Genomic DNA, 26,264 nt, shown 5'->3' on the forward strand with positions numbered 1-26,264 from the left:
AATGTATTTGACATATCAAAAGCTGAAAACTCAGACAACGCCTGATTTTCCTCCTTCCTTCTGTTGTAGACAACTAAACGCCTTCTTCCTTCTGCTATATATGCTATAACGCTGTAGTGGATTTGCAGTTATATCATGTCCGGATAATGAGCGATAGAACAAAAAAACTTTCTCCTTTTCCTCCTCTTTCTTCTTCCCTCCTGACTCCTGAGGAAGTCCTCCTGACTCCAATGTATTTGACATATCAAAAGCTGAAAACTCAGACAACGCCTGATTTTCCTCCTTCCTTCTGTTGTAGACAACTAAACGCCTTCTTCCTTCTGCTATATATGCTATAACGCTGTAGTGGATTTGCAGTTATATCATGTCCGGATAATGAGCGATAGAACAAAAAAACTTTCTCCTTTTCCTCCTCTTTCTTCTTCCCTCCTGACTCCTGAGGAAGTCCTCCTGAGGACTCCGTCGTTTATTTATAAGTATTCAACCGGACATGATATTACAGCGATTTTTAAATGGATGAACCACATAGTCGCACACCAAAACCATTGTAGGGAGATTCCATAAAACCTCTCTACTGTGGTCTACTAATCATAAAAACTACTGTATAATCAAAAACCAGCATATTTTCAGTAGTTAAGGATTGACTAAATGAATGAAAAAGTCAGAAAAAAATCTTTATCTAGATGGAGCAATAGTAGTCAAAAACACAATATTTTTAGTGGTTTTCATCTGTTAATACTCTTAAGCATAAGTATAGTCATTAGCTGGAACTATTTACAACGAAAAGCTCATGCTTCAACTCCTGTTGAAAATCAAGAAGCTTCAACTAATGCTACAGACTTAATAGAAATTCAGTCTCCAATAAAATCAAAATCACCGATTACAAAAAAAATACTAAAAGAACTTTATATTCAGCAAAATGAAAATATTTATTTAGTCATAAAATTAAGCGATCGCCGTGTCTATATATATCAAGACGAGCAATTAAAAACCAGCTATCCCATTGCTATTGGTAGAGAAGGATGGGAGACTCCTTCAGGTACATATAAAGTCATGCAAAAAATTCCAAATCCATCCTGGAAACATCCTTTTACTGGAGAAATAATACCACCAGGTCCAGAAAATCCTTTAGGGGAAAGATGGATTGGTTTTTGGACAGATGGCACAAACTATATAGGTTTTCATGGAACACCCGACGAAGAAACAGTAGGACAAGCTGCTTCTCATGGTTGTGTTAGAATGTTAAATCAAGATGTACTAGCCCTATTTGAAAAAGTAGCAATTGGTACAACTGTCATCGTCGAACCTTAACAGAATATGAGCAGAGTTTATTGATAAATTAAGCTACTAATAATATTAGTTTCTGATAATATCTATATAATTAATTTTGAGGAGTGAAAAATGATCGAATCTACCACAAATAAATGCCTTAGTCCGATGCTAAAAATCAACAATGGAATATATCATTTAACAGCAATATTCTTAACTACAGCAATTATTATATTATCTGGTCAAAAGTTATCTATAGCTTCTATTTATACGACTGAGACAACTAATAATAATCAGCAAACACAGAAGGAAGCTAATTTAGCATTTGATGATTTGACGCCAAAGTGGCAACCTCCCGTTCAAGACCTCCAAAAATATTTACTAACAGAAGGAGAATCAGTTAATTCATCATTTGGTGGCTTAATGCCAAGACTGAAACGTGCTGTTAAAGACTTTCAAAAATATTTGGGAATAGAAAGAATAGAAGTAGAAAAGTTAATCCAGGTGGTACTTCGCTTAGGGGAACGACGAGTATATGTGTATGAAGGAGAAGAGGAAATAGCTAGTTATCCTGTAGCAGTGGGTAAACCAGGTTGGGAAACACCAACAGGTAAATTTGAAGTTATTCAACTGGTGGAAAATCCGCAATGGCAAAACCCCTGGACGGGTGAGGTAATGCCAGCAGGGCCAAATACAGCTTTAGGATTGAGGTGGATTGGTTTTTGGACAGATGGAAAAGATACCATTGGGTTTCATGGTACTCCCACTGTAGAATCCATTGGATATGCTGCATCTCACGGTTGTGTGCGGATGCGGAATGAAGATGTGATTGCTTTATTTGAAAAAGTACAGGTGGGTACAACTGTAGTCGTGGAGCCATAGTTTACATAGGTAGATCGCCGAACTTGAGATAATGAATTAAAAGTCTGAGGGAATACTTGAGCAGATCTAGAGATTTGGAGCTTTAATATCCTGACTATATCCAGGTGAATCATAAAAATCAACAAACTGGTAACCACATTAGACACAAATGCAGTTTTGCTTATGTCTTCGATGGCCATTTTTACGGATATGTTTGCTAATATCAAATCCGGGGGAATTGGACATAAAAAAATTCTCCAATCGTCATAACTACTAAATCTTTGTGATTCTTTCTCCTGCTGACTCTTGAGTCCTGACTCCTCCTGAGTTAACCAATCTATAACTGTTTAACCGGATTTGATATAAGACACTCTGGACATTGCATGGAAAATTAAACTCCAACTTTATAGTACTGAGAGATTTTATCTGGACTTTAGGAAAAAATAGGTTAAAAATAAGGTCAAAACCTGATACAGCAAAATTTTTACATTAAATCAGTCGTTTTCTTGATCTATCTAGGTTTCAGCTATTTTAAGCCACTTAAGGTATTTTTCCTGCTAATACTGGGTTTAAAGCCATTTTCGGTGTGAAAAATCCAAAAGTACAGTTATCCGATCCATAGCTCTTGGTGCATTCAATTCATCTTTATATTTACCAACGTCAGCCACAAAGATTTCAGGATTTTACGAAGCTAGTGTCTAGCTGCAAAAATTAGTAATATTATTTTTGAGTTGACTTCGTTTGAGTTTAGGCTTTTTTCATTCCTCTAATAAATAGATCAGGACTTACGCAACGGCACCAATAATAGTGGTTGGATCAGAAAAATGAGAATTTATACACTATATGTAGCGATACTGCGTAATTCCTGTAGATTAACTGATACAATTAGACACTAGATTATCATTTTCTTTGTGGGTTTAATACCCCACCGTCAACGGGGGTGTTCACGCATTACTTGGGGGAGCGAATCCCCATGTAATTTTCCTCCTGTCTCCTGTCTCCTGTCTCCTGTCTCCTTCTTCAAGGTAGATGACCATTATCCAGCGAAATTGAACTGTATTATCTGCTATTGGTTGGCAGTCACTATCGGGATAAAAAATTTCTTGATGGGTTTTGGTTTCGAGCTGTTTCACTATCGTTTTTTGTTCGTTCAAAATTTCTGCAAAACCTCTATATTTTAATTATAGCGTTGATTCTGATTCTTCAAACCATAGTTGAGCGATCAAGCTAAAATATTTAAGTTAATCACTATATATATAATATGTGGAAACCAGAATTGTTAGCTCCTGCTAAAAATCTCGAACGTCTAAAAGTTGCTGTTACCTATGGCGCGGATGCTGTTTATGTGGGTGGGCAAAAATACGGTCTGCGCGCGCGAGCAGATAATTTTTCTGACTACGACTTAGAACACGGAGTAAATTTTGCTCACAAAAATAATGCTAAAGTTTATCTGACTCTGAATGCTTTTCTCCACGATGATGACTTTGAGGGATTAGCCGAATATTGTCAATTTCTGGAATCTATTGGTGTAGATGGTGTGATTGTTTCTGACTTGGGGGTTTTGCGAGTAGTGAAAAATAGTTCTAATCTTGACATTCATCTCTCGACTCAAGCATCTTGTCTTAATTCTTATGCAGGGCAAATGTGGAAAGAATTTGCTGTGAAGCGTTTAATTGTGGGGCGAGAAGTCAGTGTTGCAGAGGGTGGGTTGATTCGTAGACAAACTGGTATTGATGTGGAGATGTTTATTCACGGTGCTATGTGTATGGCTTTTTCTGGTAATTGTACAATCTCCAATTTTACTGCAGGTCGAGATTCTAATCGTGGTGGATGTATTCAGTCATGTCGTTTTCCCTATCAGTTGGAGGCAAAAACAGACGATCGCCCGGTTACTTTTATGTCTTCTAAAGATTTATGGGGTATTCATCAAGTAGGAGCGTTTTTTGAGCATCAAATCTGTTCTCTGAAAATAGAGGGGCGAATGAAATCATCGTTTTATGTAGCGATGACTTGTAGATCTTATCGTCAAGCGATCGATGCTTATGCAGAAGGGAGGTTGACTCCAGAGTTAGTGAATCAGATTAGTGGTGAATTAGAATCTGTGCCTCACCGTGACTATTCTTCTGCTTCATTGGAAATTCCTGCAGGAAATGATTCTGTATATAAGCAGTTGGAAAGTAGTAGGGGTACTCACGAATATCTTGGTATTGTGATGGAGACAACACCAGAAAATATAGTTTTGCAACTGGTTGAGTCTGTGGAAGTGGGTGATGAAATTGAGATTATTCTTATGTATGGAGAGATAGTGCGTTGGAGAGTTAGTCAGCTTATTTCTGTGGTAGGCGATCGCCTTGAGAAAATGCGCGCTGGTAATGTTGTTTGTATTCCTAGAACTGCAGCACCAGATATCTTGAATAACGTAACAAAATTAAATATAGTTAGGGTCTCACCAGTAAATTGATGATTTGACAAAATTATATAGCAGGCAGGGAACAGGGAACAGGGAACAGTGGGAAAAATATTTCCCTTTATTCGGATCATCATCATATCATGTCCGCTTGAATACGGAGTTGCACATTTTTGTCTACACTTGAACTAGCAATACTTTGAAAGAGGTATAAATAACAATTAACATAAAAATCATGCCTAATTTTTTATAGACATTTTCTCCTTGTTCTGTTCTGGCCTTGCCCAAAAAGCCGATCAAATGATAGATTATATTAATATTTAATTAAGAAATATTAAGATAAATTCTATGTCCTCTAAAAATACTATACAAAAATCAAAAATTGTGGTATGTGGCGCAGGTGTTGGTGGCCTAACAACAGGAGCATTACTGGCCCATAGAGGCTATCAAGTCCACATATTCGACCAAGCGATCGTTCCTGGTGGTTGCGCTTCTACTTTTAAACGACGCGGTTTCACTTTCGATGTTGGTGCAACTCAAGTAGCAGGTTTAGAAACTGGTGGTATTCATCACCGGATTTTCTCTGAGTTGGAGATTGACATTCCGAAGGCCACCAACTGCGACCCTGCCTGTGCCGTATTTCTACCAGGAGAAACTCAACCTATTAATGTTTGGCGCGACCAAAAAAAATGGCAACAAGAGAGACTTTCTCAGTTTCCCGGTAGCGAAGCATTTTGGCAACTAATGACAAAATTATTTAAGGCAAGTTGGAAATTTCAAGGGCGAGACCCAGTTTTACCACCGCGCAATATCTGGGATATGTGGCAGTTAGCAAAATCAGTACGCCTGGATACTTTGATAACAGTGCCATTTACTTTGATGACGGTGGCGGATGCACTACGGTTGTATGGATTGAATGATAATCTACGGTTGAAAACATTTCTGGATTTACAACTGAAACTTTACTCTCAAGTAGGTACAGAAGAAACAGCTCTACTTTATGCTGCTACTGCTTTAGCTGTTTCCCAAGCGCCCCAAGGTTTGTATCATCTTCAGGGAAGTATGCAGGTATTAAGCGATCGCCTGGTTACAGCTTTAGAAAGAGACGGAGGACAACTCTTGATGGGTCATACTGTGGAACAGATATATATAGATAAGGGTAAAGCTACTGGTGTCAGAGTCAAAAATCAAAAAACTGGAGAAACTTGGGTAGAAACTGCCGACCATATTGTGGCTAATGTCACCGTGCAAAACTTAGTAAAGTTAGTGAAAGATGAAAATCAGACCTCTCACCCAATACCCGGTTACAAACGCCGAGTGAATAAACTCCCCTCACCATCGGGTGCATTTGTGGTTTATTTGGGAGTCGATGAAAGTGCTATTCCAGCAAACTGTCCGCCTCATTTGCAGTTTTTCTACAATTATCATGGTCCCATTGGAGAAAATAATTCTTTGTTTGTATCAGTGAGTCATCCGGGAGACGGTCGCGCTCCCACAGGTAAAGCAACAATTACAGCTTCAAGTTTTACCGATACTCAAATTTGGAGACATTGCAAAGATTATCAGGGGTTGAAGCAGCAATATACAGAGGAGGCGATCGCTCGTTTGAGTGAATATTTTTATTTAAAACCAGAAACAATAGTTCATCAAGAAGCGGCTACACCTCGTACTTTTGTTAAATTTACGGCACGAGATGAAGGTGTTGTCGGTGGTGTCGGTCAGCGTCTTTCAACTTTCGGACCTTTTGGATTTGCCAATCGTACTCCCATTCAGGATTTATGGTTGGTAGGAGATTCAACTCATCCAGGAGAGGGTACGGCAGGAGTGTCTTATTCAGCGTTGACTGTGGTGCGACAGATTGAAACTGAGAGTAATATTATGTCTGGTTGAATACTTATACAAGGAAGGCAGAGGGCAGAAGTCTGAAGGGAAAGAAAAGTTCAAACAGTACCGAAGAAATACTGAAATTATCTTTACTTTTGTTCCTTCTTTCTTTCTTCCCTCCTGAGTTCTGACTCCTGAGTTCTGACTCCTCGCTAAGTTATTTACTATTTAAAAAAGTGTCTTTAATTGAAGAAATAACAGTTCAAAATATCGACCACTTAGGAATAGTAGCAGGACTAATTGATGAGATAGGAATTGTGGAAATAATTAGGGTTTGCTGAAAAAGTCTTATGGGTGAGGGTAGGAGTCAGGAGACAGGAGACAGGAGACAGGAGAAATGGGAATTATAGAGGAGTTAGTAGGAAGAATAGTCCCTTGATTTTTCTGCGCAACTATGCGCCTAAAATACTAATTTTTTGAACCATTACGACCTAAAAGCTTGGACTTTTTTTAACTAAAAAAGGCTAAAACCTTTATATATCAATGCTTTTATATTTAATCAGCAAACCCTAATTAACAAAAATTAGGAGTAGATAATCGAGAAAAAAAGACAGCATTAAAGCTAGTAAAATAGTTAGAAAAAACTGGATTTGATACAGTTACTCAGGCTCAAAATTATAGCGCTGTGCGCAGGCAACAGGCAACAGGCAACAGCTCATCTGGGGGAATAAAAAACCGATAATATAAGACTTTTAGCTATTGGACAGTTCTTGTAATTTGTAAATATGTCAGCGCACATTGCTATACTTGAAATCCATCAACAAAAAACTGAAATTATGGGCTGAAATTCCGGTCGCGATTCATGTCTCTTTTTGTATTACATTATGAAGTACATATATGGGTTTCAAGATAATTGAGAAGAACATTTTTATTATGTCTAAGAGCACATCTCACTTTTGATCTTCGTAGGTTGGGTTGACGTTAGGAAACCCAACAATTGCAACGTTAATAACATCTATTTGTTGGGTTTATCCTACGGATAAGCTCCGAAGAGCGTGCCTCAAACCAACCTACGACATTAATATTTTTGCAAATAAATATGAGATGCACCCTACGTCTAATTAATGAGACTTGATATCAGGAGTTAGTTTAATTCCAAACTATTAATAAAGTACACAAATAGCTTGCTTTAATTTTTTTTGTCAAATCATCAATCTTTTATAAATTTTTTCTTATCCTATATTCCTATATACAGCATCTTTCATATCAGTGAGGTACATCTGTTGCGGGCAAGATACGCGCACTACAAAGATCATTAATATTTGTACCTCATATATCTGCAATCTGCTATATATATTTTATAAATCTCCAAAAAATGGTAATAGTTAATAATTTTAAATAAATAACTTGTTTTTCCGAAAAACTAATAAATTATTGCTTATTCCATCTGAAAATGATAACTGGTATGACTGCCATTTGGATATAAAAAAGTACAGACCACAGCAACTTTTGGATTATAATTATCAATCAAATTTCCTAAACCAGCTTGTTGCCAATCACTAATCATTGTTCCTATTTGACTCATCGGTTTAAACTTAACTTGCCAGTCTGCTAAAACGGTACTATTTTCTTCTAACTGTCTAAAAATTATTACCGTGCCTTTTTCGGAAAGTAGGTGATATCCTTGATGGGCGATCGCTGCTATTTTTTCAGCATTTGCTTCTATTATTGCTAATTGTTGTTCTTTCGATTCTAGGACATTTTCCATTCTTTTTATCCTTTTTTTATCATTTAACTTTTCTAATTTATCATCTTTTTAATTTATGTTCAATATAAATCTCCAAAAATCAAAAATAAAATCAATTATTATCCATAAATTATCAATTATTCCTCCCTGTTCCCTGTTCCCTGTTCCCTATTCCCTAAATCAAAAATAAAATCAATTATTATCCATAAATTATCAATTACTCCCCTCCTGGGAGGGGTTAGGGGTGGGTTCCCTGTTCCCTGTTCCCTATTCCCTAAATCAAAAATAAAATCAATTATTATCCATGAATTATCAATTACTCCCCTCCTGGGAGGGGTTAGGGGTGGGTTCCCTGTTCCCTGTTCCCTGTTCCCTGTTGCCTATTTTCTGGATATGTTCAACATTAATTCTTGAGCTACGGCTTTAACTACATTAATACTTACAGAATTACCCAGTTGATAATAAGCCTTATTATCATTGTGGTGCAAAATAAAATCATCAGGAAAACCTTGTAATCTTGCTGCTTCCCTAGGAGTAATTTTCCTAACTCTATTTTGATGATAAATACCTAATCTATTGGCATCACTTGCCACTAAAGTTACAGCAATTTTATCTGGGTCTAAAAACTTGTAGACTTCAAAAGAAAAGTTTCCTGATACTGGTTTATATTTTGACTCAACTATTTGCAGATAATTTTTACTAACTAAAGAATTGAGCAATTTTTCTAACTGAGGATTAGTAAAAAAACTAGCTATTTGCTCCTTGCTCAACAATTTACCATCTTGATGTTTACCAAATTGACTATTTCTCCGTTTCAAAATCAAACAGTTCATTAATTCTATTTCCTCAGCACTGCATTCTCCTCTCAATCCCAACTCCCAAGAATGAATAGAATTTCCACCGCGATAATCAATTAATCTCATGCCATATAATTTACTTAAATCTCCATTTAATCTCTGTTTTAATGCCGCCACAAATTTTTCCGAACAATTATATTTTTGATCTGGATTATCTTCCAAAATATCCCCCACAGTTATAGATTTTTTCAGAGGATAAAATAAAGATAATTGTTGGGGATGATAAGAATGAGAATCTTTCGGACCAAGGTCAGAAATTAAATTAAATTTTGGCGTACTATCTAAAACTCCCAGGATATAAATTAGGAGACGATTTTGGGGTAAATTAAAATTCGCGCTATTCAATAAAAATATGTCAAAACTGTAGCCTCTGCTTTGAATTTCATATTTAATAGTTTCGATAGTTATACCTTGATCATTAGTCAGCAAACCACGAACATTTTCAAATATAAAAGCTTGGGGTTTATATGTATCTATTAATCTGGTAATCTCAAAAAAAAGCGTACCTCTAGTATCCCCAAATCCGGCTTTTTTTTCCAGCAGAAGAAAAAGATTGACAAGGAAATCCTGCTAATAATATCTCATGGGGTGGTAACTTTTCAATTTGGCGGATATCTCCTAAAGGAAATTCAGCAAAATTTTTTTCATAAACTAAACCAGTGTCAGAATTTATTTCACTACTTAATACACATTCAGTTTCAATGTTTAAATATTTGGCAGCTTGTTCAAAACCTAATCTCATTCCACCAATGCCAGCAAATAGATCGATAAAGCGAATTTTTGTCATTTTATATTTGTTATAAATAGTATATAAATTGTCCAGTTTTTTTCAACCATTATTGTTTTCTAAGTAATCTCTCAAAAAATCACAAAGAATTGACAACTCATTTTTAGAAAATGCCACAGTGCAATGGCTATGCAAACAAATTGTTTGTAATGCTGACTGTCTTTCAAAGTTTCCTGCTCCATCTATAACATAAGCAATTTTGTGACCTGCTGTTTCAACTTGTTCATAACGAGCTTTTGCTTCTCCTCCTTTACGTTCAATAACACTATTAGTAGTTACTTGAAAGCTTACTTCTATAGCTACATATTTCTGGTTTTTTGTGACTATAATATCAAATGAAGTTAAACGTCCTGTAGTTTCGTCAGTATGAGTTACATTAGCTAAGGTAGCATCAGATTTTACTTCAATTCCAATGATTCCAATTTCATCTTTTATATACTGAGCAACAAACTTTTGTGCTAGATGACCTAAAGCATTAGATTTTGCACCTCCTGTAATACGACTAACCCAAATATATCGCTGGTTAATAAAACTATCTAATTTACTGGATTTACCAAAATAATCACCAATTTCACATCTTGCTAAAATTGAAGCAATTTCTTGATTAGCATTCTTATAGGAATTTCCAAATAAAAGAAGTGCAATAGCATCTTTTTGTCTTTCATCTAAAGAATATTTTACAAAAAGATATTTTCCATTAATTTTAAGAGTTTGATTACTTCAAGTTTTTGTAGGTAAGGCTTGAAACTTATAAATTCACTGACTACTTTTCCAGTAATATTTCATTTCTTCATTAGGAAACAAACTTTTAAATTCTTTACTTATACGTTTGAGCATTTCTCCCCCAAAGTCAGCCAGAATAACCAAATGCTTAACAAATAAGTTTCCTGACAAAGCTGAAGAGTTTACTATTGTAAATAAGTCCTCTAATTCTAATACATCAATGCTTAAGATATTAATAAATTGCTCTTGTGTTTTTAACAATAATGGAATTATACTTAACTCTGCTTCCATTTCAGCTAATTCTGTCGGCCAAAATTTTGATGCTGCTTTTTCTAATTCCAGAAACGTTTTTCTATAATCTTCTTTGGGGTTATTCATTATATTTTTTCATTAGTTATAAAAAAAATTGTTAAAAATATCAATAATCAGGACTTACGCAAAGGCACTATGTATAGAGTTGAACTACTGTTGGACAATAGTTTTAAGAGCTATATATAGTTTATCTATAGTTTATCTGCGTAAGTCCTAAATAATTATACAAGAAAAAGTGATTTGACACAATTTAAGGCATCTAGATGACTTGATTAACTAATTGTTTTATAGTACATTAAATTAGTACTAAATTCCTTCTTTCCTCTTCCTTCTTCCCTCTTCCTTCTTATGTTAGAAAGTATTATTTGGATATTATTAATAGGCTTTTTTGTCGGACAAATAGCCTCAAGATTAAAAGCACCGCCACTGGTGGGGATGGTGTTAGTCGGAATATTATTAGGTCCTCAAATTAGCAATACCATCGACTCTAGTATTTTGCAAGCTGCTGACTCCCTACGCACGATCGCCGTTATGGTAATTTTGATGAAAGCAGGGTTAGGGTTAGACAGAGAAAAATTAGCACAACAGGGAAGTGTTGCGATACGGTTAGGTTTTCTCCCCGCAACCTGTGAAGCTATTGTCATCGCCCTAGCAGCTATATGGTTACTTCAGTTTGACTTTGCCACCGGGTTGTTATTGGGTTGTATCATCGGTGCCGAGTCTCCTGCAGTTATTGTTCCCGGAATGTTGCGCCTCAAAAGTTTGGGTTGGGGTGTAGCTAAAGGTATTCCTGATGCAATTTTGACAGGTAGTGCTTTGTCAGATGTGTTGCTATTGTTAGTTTTTAGTTTACTGCTGACATTTTTATCCCAGGGAACAACTACTGGCATAACTTTACCTGGTGGCATCACTCTCAGCGCATTACAACTATTACCATTTCAAGTTATTTTACAAATTATTCTGGGAGTTATTGCCGGGTTGTTGACAGCGCGAATTTTAGTCTTGCTTTTAGTAAAACAAAATTGGACTAAAAATGCTACCCAGGATACTTTAGTGGCAGCAAATTTTGCTCTATTGTTAGTCGTCTTAGCAGAAAAATTTCCCATATTTTCTGGCTATTTGGCAGTCATGGCAACAGGATTTTTTGTCATCGAATTTGATGCACCCCTGGCGCGACGGTTGCGAAATAGTTTTGATACTTTGTGGGTAGTGGCGCAAATAATTTTGTTTGTGTTGCTCGGTGCTGATATCCCGTTGCAAGTGCTGGAAAAAGTCTTGTTGGTGGGGTTGTTAATTTTAGCAGTCGGTACTTTAGTCGGACGGATGCTCGGTTGGTATCTCTCTACTTTGGGCAGTAATTGGAATTGGCAAGAACGTCTATTTTTGCTGCCCGGAAATTCTGCTAAAGCAACGGTACAAGCTGCCATTGGAGCTATTCCTCTAGCAGCAGGTATTGAGGGAGGAGAAACAATTTTGGCTATCGCTGCCCTATCAATATTAGTCACAGCACCTCTAGGAGCTTGGGCAATACCTACTTTTGCGCCGAAACTGTTAAAAAAAGGAGAAGTCGATCTGACAAAAGTAGCGATCGCTCGTCGTATTGTATTGTTAGCTGCGGTTGATACTTCAACCCTTGCTGTTGATGTGTTGTTAAAAGTTGCAGAGTTGGCGAGACGTTGTGATGGGGAAGTTGTGGTATTGCACGTTATGCAGTCTGAGGATGGGGAAAGTATTGCGCAACTGCAACAGCAAACCAACCAACTTTTGGCAGATATTCGGTATCAGTTTGTAACTGTTGCGGGAGTGGTATCAGAGGAAATAGTTTCTGTTGCCCGAGAGTATGGAGTAGCAGAAATAGTTATGGGGAAAAGAGGGCATCGTTTATGGGATAATGTGTTAGTTGGTTCCGTTTCTCAAGCAGTTTTGGAAAAGAGTTTAATTCCTGTGGTGGTAGTTGAAAAAAGAAAAATATAAGGGATAATAAAATGGCAAAAGATATTTTCCATGAAGCTGTCAGACGAAGTTTAGAGAAAGACAAATGGATTATTACTAACGATCCACTAGAATTAGAATGGGAAGAAGTCCAAGTTAAAATTGATTTAGGTGCAGTAAAGATTAATTGCTGCTCATAGAGGCAGCGAAAAAATTGCTGTGGAAATTAAGAGCTTTGTCAGTACATCTGCTATAAGTGATTTTCATACTGCTTTATACCAATTTTAAAAAATAATGCTACAAAAAGGTAGACCTATATCGGATATGCTTAAAAATAGCTAGTCTAATTCATTTTAGATAGTTATTTATATCGTTTTTCCATTTTTTTAAATATTTATCCCTTCTTCCTTCTTCCCTCTTCCTTCTTTATTACTTCTACCATTTGTAACAAACATTTATCAAATTGGTATTAGGGCAATTTTTGAACTATCGAATTATGCTAGAAGTAAATGAGCCAGAAAGGTTACTTTATCTAGCAGTTCCTCTTGAGGCTTATAAAACTTTTTTTCAGAGTCGTTTAGCTCAGGTTGCAATTAAGCGTCATCAACTCAAACTTATTGTTTATGAACCCATCGCGGAGGAAATTGTCCAATGGATAAATTAGAGAATTATCGCTCCTACATTCAAACTTTATTAGAAAAATATGCTCAATCTAAACCTCAAAATAATGAGGCAGAAAATCAACTATTTTTTGACCTAAGACGAAATCATTATCAACTGATGCGAGTAGGTTGGAAAGACTTAGAACGAATTTATTATACCGTTTTACATTTTGATATTAAAGATGGAAAAATTTGGCTTCAGCATAATGCTACTGATATTGATGTAGGTCAAGAATTAATAGAAATGGGTGTTGATCAAGAAGACATTGTACTGGGGTACATCCACCTTACAAACGTCCTTACACTGGCTATGGTATTGCTCAGATAAGAGGAAGTTAAAAAAATAATCCTTCTTGTTAGAAGAAGGAGGCGATCGCTTTTGATAAAAATGGCGTTGGTGGAGCCTAGCGGCAGCTATATCGCTCCTCATTCTTTCCATCCCACAACCGAACTTGGCCATAAAGAGGGTGGTTGCCCTATCCATATTAATCATACTAAATCCGGTATAGATACCCCCGTTATCTTACCATCCTGTAGAGATCTTGTATGCAAGTTCTCTACATGGTTTTTGTGGTTTACTGAAAACTGGTTTTTCTCAACCGGGTTTGGTATAATATCAAGTTCGCTTGCTTCGGAGTGCTATGATAAACCGGGTTTATGAGACGTGTTGATAGTCAGTCATTTAATAGAAACGTGCTTTCTATGCTTTTTGTACCGATACTACCGGATTTTGTTTCACAACCTTTTTGCATTCGGTAATCTCGTACTCATTGAAGGGTTCTTCGTTTTTTTCTAGCATTAGTTGGAGGTCGTTGGGGGGATTTTGGGCATACAATAGATTCAACACATCCTTTAACGCTTTTCCGGCCTTATAACATGCAATTCCTGCAGTCGCGACTATTATTATGGTATCACGGGCTTCTATAACATTATGTATAGCTATACTTGTCTGATTGTAGATCTCTTGCCGGTTGTCCCATACCCAATTAGCCAAATGTAAGACCATATTAAGAAAGATCATTTTCATCCCAAATTCTACTATATCATTTTGGTAGGTTTGATATATTTGAATATTGAACTCATTTCCTATTAATCGAGATTTATTTTCGACTTCTTCATAGTTAACTGACAAAGAAGTCTTATAGAACCCATTTGAGATCTATATAATTATGGTAGTCAAGTCTTTTCGCGCATTAATTTTGAGGAAAATTCAGTTGAAGGAGTGTTGAATTTTTTGTATTATCTCTCCCCAAATCTTCCCTCTTAACCTTTTCTCTCTTACCTTCTGTCTCCTGTCTCCAGTATAGCTGTCTCCTAGTCAAAAAAACTTGATATTTATATGAAGATACGGTTAGGGGTTCTATAGTNTATGACCATTTTTATTGATATGATCTGATTTACATTCAGGACATTGCATAATTTTTAATTCTAATAAGTGGACTTTTTTGGCGTGCGCTCTTTTCCATAATCATACCCTAATTCAGCAACGCCAAAATTGTTTGGGGTTTGTAGACACGGAGTGGCGCGTCGAAAACTATCCATAAGCAATTAGACCTTCTGCCTTCTGCCTTCTGCCTTCTGCCTTCTGCCTTCTTCAAGCACTTGCTTTTGAATTTTAACTTGTTCCAGTGGTGGTACATAATATTTGTCTATAGAAAATAAAGACCAAAACTGATGGGAACGTATAATCAAAACAACTAATATTGTCATGCCAAAAAAAGTAGTACGCAACTGATTTCCCAAACTCCATTCTAACGCACCTAAATAATGGGAACCCACCGCCACCACATGAACTCCACATAATAAAAATGCCGGAACACTCAACAAATGTAACCTTCGCCACCACTTACCCAAATATTTCACCGCCCCATCAAAACTCGTTAGCGCTAGCGGTAACATTAACCCCAAACCAAAAATACCTGCCCATATTCCTACCTGATGCAGAGGCAACATAAACGATACTGCCTGCATATTCCAATTTAAACTGTGGTCCAACATTCTTCCTGTATGTGCCACCGACAAAATAAATCCCCCCATTCCTATTACTCGTCGATAACGTAGAGGTTGACTCCAAAACCGACTCAGGGGTCGCGCTACCAATGCCAACATTAAACATAATATTGCAGCAGAACCACTGTAGTCCACCATCTCACCATTTCGCATGACTACCATGATGCCAGTAAAAATACTCACCCATCCTGCCATTTGAAATAATTGACTGCGTTGGTCTGCACTCAAAAAAGATGTCAACATTCCTACCCCTAACATTGAGGGTAATGTTCCCAACCCAAATGCAAACATAGTCGCTCCACCTAACCAGATATTGCTAGTTTCTGCGGCTTTAATTTGAGCAGCATAGAGAAAACCACATGGCATCAAACCCCAGACTAAACCCAGAAAAGCGGGAGTCCACCATTTGTTTTCCATGGAAAGATTAACCATGACTGTACTGAGACGGTTATGTAGGTTGTTTTTTTTCAAGGGGTGGAATATTGGTAGTTTGGGTAATAGTTGTGGTTGCACTTTTGCCAGACCAAACCAAATTAGCATTAAACCTGTGAGTATTGCTAACCACCGTCGCAAGTCACTGTCGATGCCAGCTAAATGACCACTTGCTACTAATACGGAACCTAATGCACCAATACCAGCACCAGTTAAGGTATAGCTACAGAGGCGGCCGAGGTTAAGCAGGGTATGAAATTGAAATTGATGCCATTTGTTAGGAGGAGTTGGCGGTCGAACATCTGTTCCACTCCGCGATCGAACATCCGTTCCGTTCTGCGATCGCGTAGAAAGAGAGAAAGTTGCAGTCAATGGTCCGCACATTCCAACGCAGTGACCGAAACTGCCAAGAAATCCTAAAGTTGTTAATAGTAATAGGTCTAATAGCACGTTTTTTTTCAGGGATAGTACCCAAATAAATGAATAAAATATTTATAACTCATAATGAATAAAATATTTATAACTCATCAGGAATAATTACATCAATTACTTCTGTCAAAACTCCTATATCTAAAATAACTTTTCTTCTCATAATTACCTTATATTCTCTACTTTAGTTTTTTCAAAGATAGACCGCCTACTCCACTTTCCAAGCGGAATGGGTATTAGCGTATCAGAACTTCTTGATAATTTAGAGGCAGAAACTAATCATATAGAGTGAGCAATCAATACTTAGTAGAAAAGTTAAAATCTACATTTAGAAAAAACTCAACTCAATTAAAAGTATTTAATCTTTTATCAGATAGAAAATGGCATTGTCGTAGTTGTTAGGGTAAAAACATAGCATCAGAACAATATGTAGGTGGAGGTGGTATTCAAGGGTTACAAAGAGGCACAAAAAGTCGCCCTGGTTTAGAAATTAAAACAGAAAGAAAGTTCTGCAATAATTGTCAAAAACAAACAACATGGGATTGTTGGACAGGAAAAATTAAAGCAGCAAATGCTCCTGCTAATATTCCCTTAGAATTAGTCGAAAAAATATTATCTATCTATTCGTATGTAGATGTGATTGAACAAAGACAACGACCGCGACATGAAATTATTATTGACCATCGCTTTCCAATGGAAAGATGGGGAAATATTGAAGAAACTCATAACTTAAATATGAGTGAAACTGAGATTAAACAAAAATTTCAATTGCTTAAAAAAGATAGTGGAGGTAATCATAATCTTTTAAAATCAAGAAGCTGTGAATTTTGTATTAAAACTGTTCATTAATTGATAATTGATAATGGAACATGGATAATTATAGCAGGTTTAGAGTTAGGTAGAAATAGGGAGATAAAATTAGGGATTTAAAAAACTCTTTCATTATCAATTATCAATTATCAATTATCCATTGGTAATGTACCTCAAGTTGGAAAAGATGCTGAGACTGGATGTATCGGATGTGGTTGGTATAACTTTGAGATTTGGCGAAATACTCTTAATCAAAAACTAACTGAGTTTAAGCAGGATAATTAACTATTAGATATCTCCAAAAATAAAAAATACAATCAATTATCACCTATAAATTATCAATTACTTCTTCCTTCTTCCTTCTTTCTTCTTCCTTTCATCAGCAATTTTATTTAAAAAAGGAATCAAAGCATAACCTATACATTCTCCTAAACGAGGAAGTACAGCATTACCAATTTGCCACATCGCTTTTTTCATAGAACCCTCAAAAATAAAAGAGTCAGGAAAACTTTGTAATCTTGCCATTTCTCTTGCTGAAATTACCCGATTAAGGTAAGGATGAATATGAGTACCACCATGATTTTCTTTAATAGTCATACTTGGTTTACCCAAATATTGTCGCTTAAAAGCATCAGCATAAGTTTTATATAAAGAACAACCAGGAGGAACTTTAGCAAGTCTTTTCATGTATTCTTGTGAATGTCGAGTCCATTGATGATTAATTTCTGGAATAGGAGTTAATTCTGGAAGGTCAGAAATTGCTGATTCAATTGGTTTATATTGATGGGGTAATAGTTGAGGTTTTGGATAAGGATTTATCATGCCAAATTTATTGGCAATAAAAATAGTTCTAGGGCGAATTTGCGAAATTCCATAAGCAGCAGATTCTAGAATTGCTACAGATACATTAGAATAACCAATATCGATAAATGCTTGACAAATTTATTTTTGAACACCACCTTTTTTCATAGTAATAATTCCAGGCACATTTTCCATAACAATATACCAAGGACGAATTTAATTAACTACTCTCACAAACTCTCGAAATAAATTATTTATAGGGTCATCAGGATTATGTTTTCCGGCAACTGAAAAACCCTGACATGGAGGACCTCCTACTACTAAATGTATTTCTGGTGAACCAATTTGATTGAGCCATTCTGTAGAATTAAATTCTTTGATATCCCCAAAATGATGAGATGTAGGAAAATTTTTTCTATGGGTTGCTGATGCTATAGAGTTTTCTTCAACACTTGCTATTGGTTTAAATCCTGCTTGCACTAAACCTTCTGTTATTCCTCCAGCACCGCAAAACAAGTCGATAAATTTATAATCAGATTTCAATATGTGTTTCTCTTCAATTTTAATGAATTTTTTATATGGGTCGCTGTCATTATTATTTAATTCATATTGATTTTTTTCATAACGTTCTAGTTTTGCTTTTTTATGAGAATTTTTATCGTTTTGATTCTCTAAATTAGGAAATAAAGATAGTTGTTTTCCTTCCATTAAATTTTATCTGTATCTGTATGTTTTTTAGTATAGTAAAGAATCAGAAAATCTACAACTTTCTGCTGTTGTGCTGAAGCTAATTTTTTCAGTATTTCTCAATTATACCGCAATTAATTTCTATTATTAGACATCTCTAATAATCAAAAATAAAATCAATTATCCCACTCTTATTCATCAATTCTTTCTCCCTGCTCCCTGCTCCCTACTCCCTATGGGTGGAGGAGATGTCTATATGATAGAATTTTTCCCTCCTAGTTAAATTTCTATTCAAACTCTGGTGCCCACACTTCTGCTACAGGTAATTTCCATCCAGGTAATATTTCTGCTACTTCTAAAACATCTCTATCTCTGAGGACAATTTTTTCTCTCATAAACCGATAAACTTCCATTGTCCGATTGCGGGGATTTACTAATACACCGACAATAGTTCCTAACTCTAGAAAATCTTGTATTTTCTCACGCAATTGTGGTAACTTATCGTTCTTAGATTTCACTTCAAAAATTAGGTCGGGAACTAATTCTGCATAATCTTCTGTAGGACGAGGTAATTTTTCTGCACTAATAAAAGAAGCATCTGGTGCCCGGATATCTCCATCTGCATTTGGTAAGCGAAAACCTCCACTAGAAGCAATAACTCTACCTAACTTTCGAGGTCTTACCCAGTTTCGTAACTGAGCAACTATTTCTGCTGCTACTTCATCTGATTCTAAACCAGAAGGACTCATAACAATAATTTCTCCACTTACTAATTCCATCCGATAATCTGGATAGTCTACTTGTAACTTTTTTAAATCTTTAACTGTTAAACCTGACATAGTTATCTCTCCTTTTTTTGTGCTTAATTAAATGTTAAAATATCCCTCCCTCACCGAATAATTAAAGTGGAAGTCTCTGAGTTAAAGAAAAAATAAATCTAACAAATTCTTTTAGTCAATCCTTTTCTTTTAAGAATAGGTAATTATTAATTTTTCAAACCCTAAACCTAAGACCCACAATTTTCGTTTTTCTTATCTCTTTCTTCTTCCTTCACTAATAAGTTTTAAACACAACTCCCGAAAATGTTCTCCTCGTTGTTCAAAATTTTGATACTGGTCGAAACTTGCACAAGCAGGAGACAATAATACAACTTTTGCATCATATTTTTTTGCCAATGCTGCACCTCTAATTACTGCTCGCTCCATTTCTCCTACTATTTCATAATTATGAAAGTTAATTTTTTGTAGTCTCTTGGCAAAAGTTTCAGCGGCATCACCTATTAATAAAACAGCAGCAACTTTTTCCTTAATTCGTCGCAACCAATCATTATCATTACCTTCTTTAGCTTCCCCACCAGCAATTAATAACACAGGTTCAGGTACAGCACTTAAACCAACTGCTGCTGCATCATAATTTGTTGCTTTACTATCATTGAGAAAATCTACTCCATTCCAAGTGCAAATATATTCTAAACGGTGGGGTACACCAGGAAATGTTTTCACCGCTTCAGCGATCGCCTCTTTTTCTATTCCTGCTAATTTCGCTACTGCCACTGCCATCAATAAATTCTGCTGATTATGATTTCCCAACATTGGCAGGGACTCCACAGAAACTGTTTTTTCCCCTCGCGCTACTACCCACCCATCCTCAATGTAAATTCCTTTGGCAATATCTCCCACTAAGTTAGCTTTACCTTTGATACTTGTCCAGTGGGCATTATCTCCAAGATTAGCTGCATTTTGACTTATATACGAGTCGTCACTATTTAAAACTTGTGTTTTAGAGCGATTTAATAAGGCTGCTTTGATATTAAAATAATTTTCTATTGTATGGTGGCGACTCAGATGATCGGGGGTTAAAGTAGTCCAAACACCAATTTGAGGTGCAAGGGTACTAGATGATTCTATTTGATAGCTGCTAATTTCTGCAATTACCCAATCTGGTGGAGTTTCTAATAAAGCTAATTCACAGGCAGCATAGCCAATGTTACCACAGGCAGGAGCATTCAATCCTGCGGTCTTAAAAATTGCAGCAACTAAAGAAGTAGTAGTAGTTTTGCCATTAGTACCAGTTATCCCTACCCAAGGGGAAGATTTGAGATATCGCCATGCTAGTTCCATTTCTCCAATAGTTTCAATTCCACTTTCTCTGGCGCGTTGGAGTGAGGATATATCCCAAGGTACACCGGGACTAACAACGATTAAATCTAAAGATGTTTCCGGTTCAAACGAATAACCTAATTTAACAGTAATACCTTCTTGAGTTAATTGTTTTTGCTGTTGTTCAAGAGAGTCGGATGTATTGCGATCGCTCAGTTCCACTTCCCAACCATTTTTCTTGAGCAGTCGCGCAGCAGCAATACCTGATTTTCCTAGACCAATAATATGAGTTTTTGGCATAATAAATATTTTTTGGTAGATATTTTGGTAAATTTACAAATTACCAAATGATAGTTATTTTTATTTTACAGCAGAGTGGGCTAAAAAGCTTTTGTTGGGATGACTTTTCTCATCGTTAGATATCTCCAGAAAAGAGGGAGTAGGGGGTAGGGAGTAGGGGGAAATAATTGATAATTTCTATGTGATAATTTATTTTATTTTTTATGATTAGAGATGTTTATTAAAAACTGACAATTTTAACTTTCATAATTTCAACAAAAGCACTATTTATAGGGGTAACTATAGAGGCATTTCCTGGCAAAAAAAATCAAAATAATTGTCCCAAATTATTGCTTAATTAGTCTATAGCAGTAGGGTACGTTAATGAAATGTAACGCACCTAATTAGTTAATATTACTAATTTTTGCAATTAGACACTAGCTATGTCAGTCCAGTAGAGTGCATTAATGAAATGTAAGACACCTAATTAGTATTTCCTTAACTAAATTTAGTATTTTCTTAACTAATAGTACTAAACCTACGCATCTAACATGGTGTCATGCGACGCATTATTAAATACCTTTGATAGCATATATTTTAGCCATAATAGCGCACCCTAAAATTATGAACTTTGAAGAAAGAGTCAGGAGAATGGGGTCGATGGGAATTCTCACTCCACCAACCGCATTTGCACCGCGGGTGACGGTGGGGTATAAAACTTATAAGGGATAAAGATAAACCTAGGAATAATTCACCTACGTCACAAAAAATTCTATCCGTATTTTCCTAACTTTTAACTATTTCTCCAAAGTCTGCCAATACTCGTGCATTATTACGGAGTAACCCTAACAAATTTAATCGATTCTGTTTAATTTTCGGGTCTGGGTCCATTACTAAAACACTTTCCGGCCCATCAAAGAAATTACTTACAGTTGGGGCAATTTTTGCCAAACCATCTACTAATTGTTGATAATTTCTGGTTTTTTGAGATATTTTTGTTTGAGGTACTAAATCAACTAAAGCATTATAAAATGCTAATTCTGATTCACTTTTAAACAAGTTTAAATCCACAACTTTTTCAGGTGCAAGTTGTATTTTATCTAACTCACCTTGAGCTGCCAAACGAGTTGAACGGTTTACAGTTTCATAGATTTGGTCAAGCAGACCATTTTGCCGAATATTTTGTAAGAAAATTGCACGGTTCCGTACATCTAATAAATCTTTTAATGCTCGTTCAGTATATTCCGAATCATTATTGCCTAACACCGCATTTACCAGATCGTAATCAATATTTTTTTCCTCTTGTAAAATTGTTTTAATTCGCTGCAAAAAGAAGTCATATAATTGGGGCAATAATTCTGATTCTGCTTCGGGATAAAATTTCGTAAAATCTACAGCAATTTGTGCTAATAACTGATGTAAATTTATCGATAAATCCGCTGACCAAGTAATATTTACCACCGCATTTGCTGCCCGACGTAAAGCGAAAGGGTCTGAGGAACCTGTAGGTAACATTCCCAATCCAAAAATACTTACCAAAGTATCAAGTTTATCTGCCAAACTCACAACTTGACCGCTAATACTTTCCGGTAAAATATCTCCAGCACCCCTAGGCAAATAATGTTCAAAAATTGCAGTTGCTACAGCTTCATTTTCCCCACAAGCACGAGCATATTTTTCTCCCATTATTCCCTGTAGTTCGGGAAATTCATAAACCATTTGAGTTACTAAGTCAGCCTTGCAAAGTAGAGCTGCTCTTTCTATATTTTTGCTTTCTTCTTGACTGACTTTTAACTGTTCAGCTATTAACTTAGCTATCTTAACAATACGTTCGACTTTTTTCCGCACCGAACCTAGTTTAGCTTGAAAAGTTACAGCTTCCAATTCAGGTAAATAACTTTCTAATGGTTTAGCTAAATCTGCCTTATAGAAAAATTGCCCATCAGCTAATCTAGCTCTAATTACTCGTTCGTTTCCTTTAGCAATAATCTCTGACTTTTCCGGGTCGCCATTAGAAATAGTAATAAAATATGGCAATAATTCAACTGTTGCTTTAGGAGTTGTTGTGGATTTCAAAACAGGAAAGTAACGTTGATGTGTCACCATAACAGTTGTTGTTACTTCCGAAGGCAAAATCAAAAATTCTTCATCAATTTTACCAACTACTGCTGTCGGCCATTCGACTAAATTTGTAACTTCTGCTAATAATTCTGTCGGAACTTCTGCTGTTCCTTGAACTTTTTTAGCTACAGTTTGTATTTGTTGTTCAACTTGACTCTTTCTTTGTTGAAAATCTACTTCTATATAAGCTTTTTTCAAAACTTCTGCATAATCTTTTGCCTGCTCAATTTCTATAGATTCAGGATGTAAAACTCGATGTCCGTACGAGACACGACCAGAAGTAATTATCTCAGAGCCATTTTCTAAATTTATCGGCAATATTTCCCCATCTAATAATGTTACTAACCATCGAATAGGACGAGGAAATTTAATATCTCCATCTGCCCAACGCATAAATCTTTTACCTTCAAGTTTATTAATCCATTCAGGTACTAATTTTATCAGAATTTCTGCTGTTTGTTTACCCTTAATTTTTTTATTGACGAAAACAAAATCACCTTTTTCAGTCGGGCGTATTTCCAGGTCTTTTAATTCTATTTCTTGTTTTTTAGCAAAGCCTTCCACCGCTTTTGTAGGTTTACCATCTTTAAAAGCTGCTTTTGCCGGAGGACCTTTAATTTCTTCTTCTCGGTCTGGTTGTTGAGTAGGTAAATTGTTGATGACGACAGCTAAACGTCTGGGTGTGGCATATATTTTAATCCCATCATTTGTTAAGAATGCCTCACTCAAGGCAGTAGGGATAAGTTTTTCCCACTGTGATATAGCTTCAGAGACAAAAGTTGCGGGTAATTCTTCTGTACCAATTTCTAATAAAAATGTCGGCATAGCAAAATATTGACAGATTTGGATATTATTATACCGTTTCACTAAAGTCAAAAGTCAAAATTCAAAAGTCAAAATTTAAAAGTGATATTTTAAGTACTTAAAACTTCTACTATACAGTAATCTCAGCTTATTATTTGACTTCATCATTTACCAACTATTTGTCACATTTTTTAAGTGAAATGGTATTAGTTAATTAGGGCTTGCTGATTAAATCTAAAAGTATTTACAGATAAAGGTTTTCGCCTTTTTGGAGCCTTTAAAAAGTGCCTGGTTTTCAGCTCTTCATGCTCAAAAAGGAGCGTATTTTAGGCGCATAGTTAGGCAGAAAAATCAAAGGACAATTCTTACTGCTACCTCCTCGTTCATTCCCTTTTCTCCTGTCTTCCCCTCCACGGTCGGGGTTAGGGGTGGGTTGTCTCCTACCCTTACCCATAAGACTTTTTCAGCAAACCCTAATTACAACAGTTTACCGAAAAATTGAGTTTAAAGCTTTCCCCTTCTAATATCAAATCTCACGCATTTTTGCTACATCTTCTTCAGCGGGGGAGTAGGGGAGTGGGTAGGGACGTTGCATGCAACGTCCCTACAGGGAGAAGTAAACATAAGAATAATTAACAATAACTGGAGTGCTAATTATCAAAAAAGTTATTCAATCTGTATTAATTACTTAATAATTTAAGTGTCATTTAAGTTAAGTATTCTTTTTTCATGCTTGGTATAAAACCAAATATCACACATTTTTGCTGCGTCTTCTTGAAAGCAGGCAATAGTAGGGACGTTGCATAAGTGGTGGTGTATTGTCCCGCAACGTTTGTTAGGAGGTAGGGCAGTGGGAGCATCTTACTCCCGTGCCTAGTATTCCTTTTTGCTGTATACCATTATGCTTCTAAGGACTATCAGACCTAAGACCGTTTCACTAAAGTCAGAAGTGATACTTTAGGTACTTCAAAGCTAGGCATTGCTGAGGGGCGGGATGAATATTCAGTGGGGTGGGTATCCTGCCTGGGGTGAAAATATAAGGAACGGGGAACGGGCAAGATGCCCCCAAACACAAAACTATTAAAATCATCCCGCATTTATGCAACGCCCAAAGCTATACTCTACAGTAATTTCAGCTTATTATTTTACTTCATCAGTTACCAACTATTTGTGACATTTTTTAAGTGAATTGGTATTAAGACCTAAGACCTACCACCTAACACCTAATTCTGTGCAGTCTTAAATAAAATTGGTATAAGTTATAAGTTTTCAATTAACTATTCTATGACTATTATTTGTATTTTTAAATATTCTATAATTATCTGGAATAAATATTTTTCATCTTTATAAAAAAGCATAATTTTTAATTAACATCTGCTATTTTTTATACCATAATTAATCTTCTACTATAAGCTCGTAAATATATCATATTGAAGTTAGTTAAGCCAATAATAAGTAAATTCTTAATCCAGCACATACCTCTGGCAAAAATAAAAATTCAATCCTTTTTTCTTTCTAAATATTTATCTTTCCGGTCTTCCATCACCTATTCAGCAACTCTGGCAACAAGTTTAACTATTTTGTGTCTGAAGAGACAGACTTCTTAAGCAAGACAATTTATTTAGCGATCGCTTTTATTCCCTATTATGTATATTAGTTAATAGTTTGAATACAAAATCATAACCGTACTTGGGTACTAATAAGTACATCCTGGAGACAAAAAAATTTTGTGAACCATAAGCATAAGATCAGGGTTATAATTATGGTTAAAGATGTAGACTAAAATTATGCCAATAACTTGCACTTGAGCCATCAATATTCATAACTCTGATGTTTGAAGCCAAACACTGAATAATCCGAAATTGAGTCAGGCAAAAATGAAGAAAATACTCAAGCACTAAAATATGTAACTTCTACCTCTACCTATTTACTATTTAAAGTATTTATTCTCATTCAATTCTCAGCAAATAGTATCTACCTATTCAATTTTATCTCTTACTTTAGGGCTGATTAGGCTAAAATAGAATTTGATGAAAATATATAAAGTTGTTCTTCAGGTGAGAGGCCATGATATTTGAATAACTCACAGACTTGTAACTTAAATTTTCCTATCATAAATGTTAGAAAGAGAACTCCCGTTATAATCGCGAGATTTAACTGTGAGAGTGTCAAAGAAATTCAATTATGATTATGTCCAAAGCAAAAAATTGGGTAACCAAAGACATTCGTATAATAATGCTTGCATAAGCAAACATTACCATGAGGTATATTCCTCTACCCCAGAAACACTCTAGCTTACTATAAAGTCACACTATGACCACTTTCAATATGTACATGGCTGCCGCAACCAAAACTAAAAGCACTGATGTCTGCACTTATAGAGAGATTGCTAAATTGAACACATCAGCAAT

The 26,264-nt window shown here is 35.8% G+C and carries 20 protein-coding genes and 3 pseudogenes; 10 read left to right on the top strand and 13 right to left on the bottom strand.

Annotated features, from left to right (window positions below):
* Positions 1-30: 30 nt before the first annotated feature.
* Complete coding sequence (locus F6K27_RS05350; protein WP_287300848.1) at positions 31-267, bottom strand: hypothetical protein; 237 nt, start codon at positions 265-267, stop codon at positions 31-33.
* Positions 268-879: 612 nt separating this feature from the next.
* Here F6K27_RS05350 and F6K27_RS05355 point away from each other — a divergent pair.
* Positions 880-1,311 (top strand): L,D-transpeptidase, encoded by a 432-nt coding sequence (locus tag F6K27_RS05355; protein WP_375339366.1) that lies wholly within the window; start codon positions 880-882, stop codon positions 1,309-1,311.
* 90 nt (positions 1,312-1,401) lie between these two features.
* Positions 1,402-2,151 (top strand): L,D-transpeptidase family protein, encoded by a 750-nt coding sequence (locus F6K27_RS05360; RefSeq protein ID WP_287274889.1) that lies wholly within the window; start codon positions 1,402-1,404, stop codon positions 2,149-2,151.
* Between the two features lie 923 nt (positions 2,152-3,074).
* Here the strand turns inward: F6K27_RS05360 and F6K27_RS34295 are convergent.
* The gene (locus F6K27_RS34295; RefSeq protein ID WP_287274891.1) at positions 3,075-3,284 is read right to left on the bottom strand and encodes a hypothetical protein; all 210 of its coding nucleotides are present in this window, start codon (positions 3,282-3,284) and stop codon (positions 3,075-3,077) included.
* Between the two features lie 107 nt (positions 3,285-3,391).
* On the opposite strand from F6K27_RS34295, the gene F6K27_RS05370 reads away from it, so the two are divergent.
* The 3 genes and pseudogenes from F6K27_RS05370 to F6K27_RS05380 all read left to right on the top strand — a co-directional run.
* The gene (locus F6K27_RS05370; protein ID WP_287274892.1) at positions 3,392-4,591 is read left to right on the top strand and encodes a peptidase U32 family protein; all 1,200 of its coding nucleotides are present in this window, start codon (positions 3,392-3,394) and stop codon (positions 4,589-4,591) included.
* 294 nt (positions 4,592-4,885) lie between these two features.
* Positions 4,886-6,427: a C-3',4' desaturase CrtD gene (gene crtD / locus F6K27_RS05375; protein WP_287274893.1), complete on the top strand. Its 1,542-nt coding sequence runs from the start codon at positions 4,886-4,888 to the stop codon at positions 6,425-6,427.
* A gap of 170 nt (positions 6,428-6,597) precedes the next feature.
* Positions 6,598-6,690 (top strand): annotated as a pseudogene (locus F6K27_RS05380) (DUF4277 domain-containing protein); the annotation flags it as partial.
* A 1,109-nt stretch (positions 6,691-7,799) separates the two neighbouring features.
* Here F6K27_RS05380 and F6K27_RS05385 read toward each other — a convergent pair.
* The 5 genes from F6K27_RS05385 to F6K27_RS05400 form a co-directional block, all read right to left on the bottom strand.
* A complete protein-coding gene (locus F6K27_RS05385; RefSeq protein ID WP_287244460.1) occupies positions 7,800-8,129 on the bottom strand; it encodes a hypothetical protein in 330 nt (109 codons plus the stop codon).
* 359 nt (positions 8,130-8,488) lie between these two features.
* On the bottom strand, positions 8,489-9,508 hold the full coding sequence (gene dcm / locus F6K27_RS05390; RefSeq protein WP_353735939.1) for a DNA (cytosine-5-)-methyltransferase: 1,020 nt from the start codon (positions 9,506-9,508) through the stop codon (positions 8,489-8,491).
* A complete protein-coding gene (locus F6K27_RS05395; RefSeq protein WP_240039083.1) occupies positions 9,474-9,752 on the bottom strand; it encodes a DNA cytosine methyltransferase in 279 nt (92 codons plus the stop codon). The genes dcm and F6K27_RS05395 overlap by 35 nt, the downstream gene beginning before the upstream one ends.
* Before the next feature lie 42 nt (positions 9,753-9,794).
* A complete protein-coding gene (locus F6K27_RS33540) occupies positions 9,795-10,454 on the bottom strand; it encodes a DpnII family type II restriction endonuclease (RefSeq protein WP_353735940.1) in 660 nt (219 codons plus the stop codon).
* 54 nt (positions 10,455-10,508) lie between these two features.
* Positions 10,509-10,853, bottom strand: coding sequence for a hypothetical protein (locus F6K27_RS05400; RefSeq protein ID WP_205127457.1), 345 nt, complete (start codon positions 10,851-10,853; stop codon positions 10,509-10,511).
* Positions 10,854-11,135: 282 nt separating this feature from the next.
* Between F6K27_RS05400 and F6K27_RS05405 the strand changes: the two genes are divergently transcribed.
* The 4 genes and pseudogenes from F6K27_RS05405 to F6K27_RS05420 all read left to right on the top strand — a co-directional run bounded on the left by F6K27_RS05405 (position 11,136) and on the right by F6K27_RS05420 (position 13,709).
* Positions 11,136-12,761: a sodium:proton antiporter gene (locus F6K27_RS05405; protein WP_287274895.1), complete on the top strand. Its 1,626-nt coding sequence runs from the start codon at positions 11,136-11,138 to the stop codon at positions 12,759-12,761.
* A gap of 11 nt (positions 12,762-12,772) precedes the next feature.
* Positions 12,773-13,004, top strand: a pseudogene (locus F6K27_RS34300) (element excision factor XisH family protein); the annotation flags it as partial.
* A gap of 178 nt (positions 13,005-13,182) precedes the next feature.
* The gene (locus F6K27_RS05415; RefSeq protein WP_287274897.1) at positions 13,183-13,383 is read left to right on the top strand and encodes an element excision factor XisH family protein; all 201 of its coding nucleotides are present in this window, start codon (positions 13,183-13,185) and stop codon (positions 13,381-13,383) included.
* A complete protein-coding gene (locus tag F6K27_RS05420) occupies positions 13,371-13,709 on the top strand; it encodes a XisI protein (RefSeq protein ID WP_353735937.1) in 339 nt (112 codons plus the stop codon). The genes F6K27_RS05415 and F6K27_RS05420 overlap by 13 nt, the downstream gene beginning before the upstream one ends.
* Before the next feature lie 372 nt (positions 13,710-14,081).
* Here the strand turns inward: F6K27_RS05420 and F6K27_RS05425 are convergent, their stop codons facing one another.
* Positions 14,082-14,513 carry a hypothetical protein gene (locus F6K27_RS05425; RefSeq protein ID WP_287274899.1) on the bottom strand — a complete coding sequence of 144 codons (432 nt, stop codon included), beginning with the start codon at positions 14,511-14,513 and terminating at the stop codon, positions 14,082-14,084.
* A gap of 416 nt (positions 14,514-14,929) precedes the next feature.
* Positions 14,930-16,273, bottom strand: a complete 1,344-nt coding sequence (locus F6K27_RS05430) for a sulfite exporter TauE/SafE family protein (RefSeq protein WP_287274865.1) — start codon at positions 16,271-16,273, stop codon at positions 14,930-14,932.
* A gap of 615 nt (positions 16,274-16,888) precedes the next feature.
* Between F6K27_RS05430 and F6K27_RS05435 the strand changes: the two genes are divergently transcribed.
* Positions 16,889-17,101 carry a hypothetical protein gene (locus F6K27_RS05435; protein ID WP_287274863.1) on the top strand — a complete coding sequence of 71 codons (213 nt, stop codon included), beginning with the start codon at positions 16,889-16,891 and terminating at the stop codon, positions 17,099-17,101.
* A 303-nt stretch (positions 17,102-17,404) separates the two neighbouring features.
* Here the strand turns inward: F6K27_RS05435 and F6K27_RS05440 are convergent.
* The 4 genes and pseudogenes from F6K27_RS05440 to glyS form a co-directional block, all read right to left on the bottom strand.
* Positions 17,405-18,571: pseudogene (locus tag F6K27_RS05440) on the bottom strand (DNA cytosine methyltransferase).
* Positions 18,572-18,837: 266 nt separating this feature from the next.
* Positions 18,838-19,389, bottom strand: a complete 552-nt coding sequence (locus F6K27_RS05445) for a Uma2 family endonuclease (RefSeq protein WP_287274862.1) — start codon at positions 19,387-19,389, stop codon at positions 18,838-18,840.
* Positions 19,390-19,581: 192 nt separating this feature from the next.
* Positions 19,582-20,949, bottom strand: a complete 1,368-nt coding sequence (gene murD / locus F6K27_RS05450; protein WP_287274860.1) for a UDP-N-acetylmuramoyl-L-alanine--D-glutamate ligase — start codon at positions 20,947-20,949, stop codon at positions 19,582-19,584.
* A gap of 765 nt (positions 20,950-21,714) precedes the next feature.
* Complete coding sequence (gene glyS, locus F6K27_RS05455; protein WP_287274858.1) at positions 21,715-23,874, bottom strand: glycine--tRNA ligase subunit beta; 2,160 nt, start codon at positions 23,872-23,874, stop codon at positions 21,715-21,717.
* Positions 23,875-26,264 lie beyond the last annotated feature (2,390 nt).

The sequence above is a fragment of the Okeania sp. SIO2F5 genome (assembly GCF_010692685.1).
Classification (GTDB): Bacteria; Cyanobacteriota; Cyanobacteriia; order Cyanobacteriales; family Microcoleaceae; genus Okeania; species Okeania hirsuta.

What these genes read in the sequence shown, in the direction of transcription:
- F6K27_RS05360 (WP_287274889.1), top strand. Translation starts at nt 1,402, where the DNA reads ATGATCGAATCTACCACAAATAAATGCCTTAGTCCGATGCTAAAAATC.
- F6K27_RS05370 (WP_287274892.1), top strand. Translation starts at nt 3,392, where the DNA reads ATGTGGAAACCAGAATTGTTAGCTCCTGCTAAAAATCTCGAACGTCTA.
- crtD (WP_287274893.1), top strand. Translation starts at nt 4,886, where the DNA reads ATGTCCTCTAAAAATACTATACAAAAATCAAAAATTGTGGTATGTGGC.
- F6K27_RS05385 (WP_287244460.1), bottom strand. Translation starts at nt 8,129, where the DNA reads ATGGAAAATGTCCTAGAATCGAAAGAACAACAATTAGCAATAATAGAA.
- F6K27_RS05395 (WP_240039083.1), bottom strand. Translation starts at nt 9,752, where the DNA reads ATGACAAAAATTCGCTTTATCGATCTATTTGCTGGCATTGGTGGAATG.
- F6K27_RS05400 (WP_205127457.1), bottom strand. Translation starts at nt 10,853, where the DNA reads ATGAATAACCCCAAAGAAGATTATAGAAAAACGTTTCTGGAATTAGAA.
- F6K27_RS05405 (WP_287274895.1), top strand. Translation starts at nt 11,136, where the DNA reads ATGTTAGAAAGTATTATTTGGATATTATTAATAGGCTTTTTTGTCGGA.
- F6K27_RS05420 (WP_353735937.1), top strand. Translation starts at nt 13,371, where the DNA reads ATGGATAAATTAGAGAATTATCGCTCCTACATTCAAACTTTATTAGAA.
- F6K27_RS05445 (WP_287274862.1), bottom strand. Translation starts at nt 19,389, where the DNA reads ATGTCAGGTTTAACAGTTAAAGATTTAAAAAAGTTACAAGTAGACTAT.
- murD (WP_287274860.1), bottom strand. Translation starts at nt 20,949, where the DNA reads ATGCCAAAAACTCATATTATTGGTCTAGGAAAATCAGGTATTGCTGCT.
- glyS (WP_287274858.1), bottom strand. Translation starts at nt 23,874, where the DNA reads ATGCCGACATTTTTATTAGAAATTGGTACAGAAGAATTACCCGCAACT.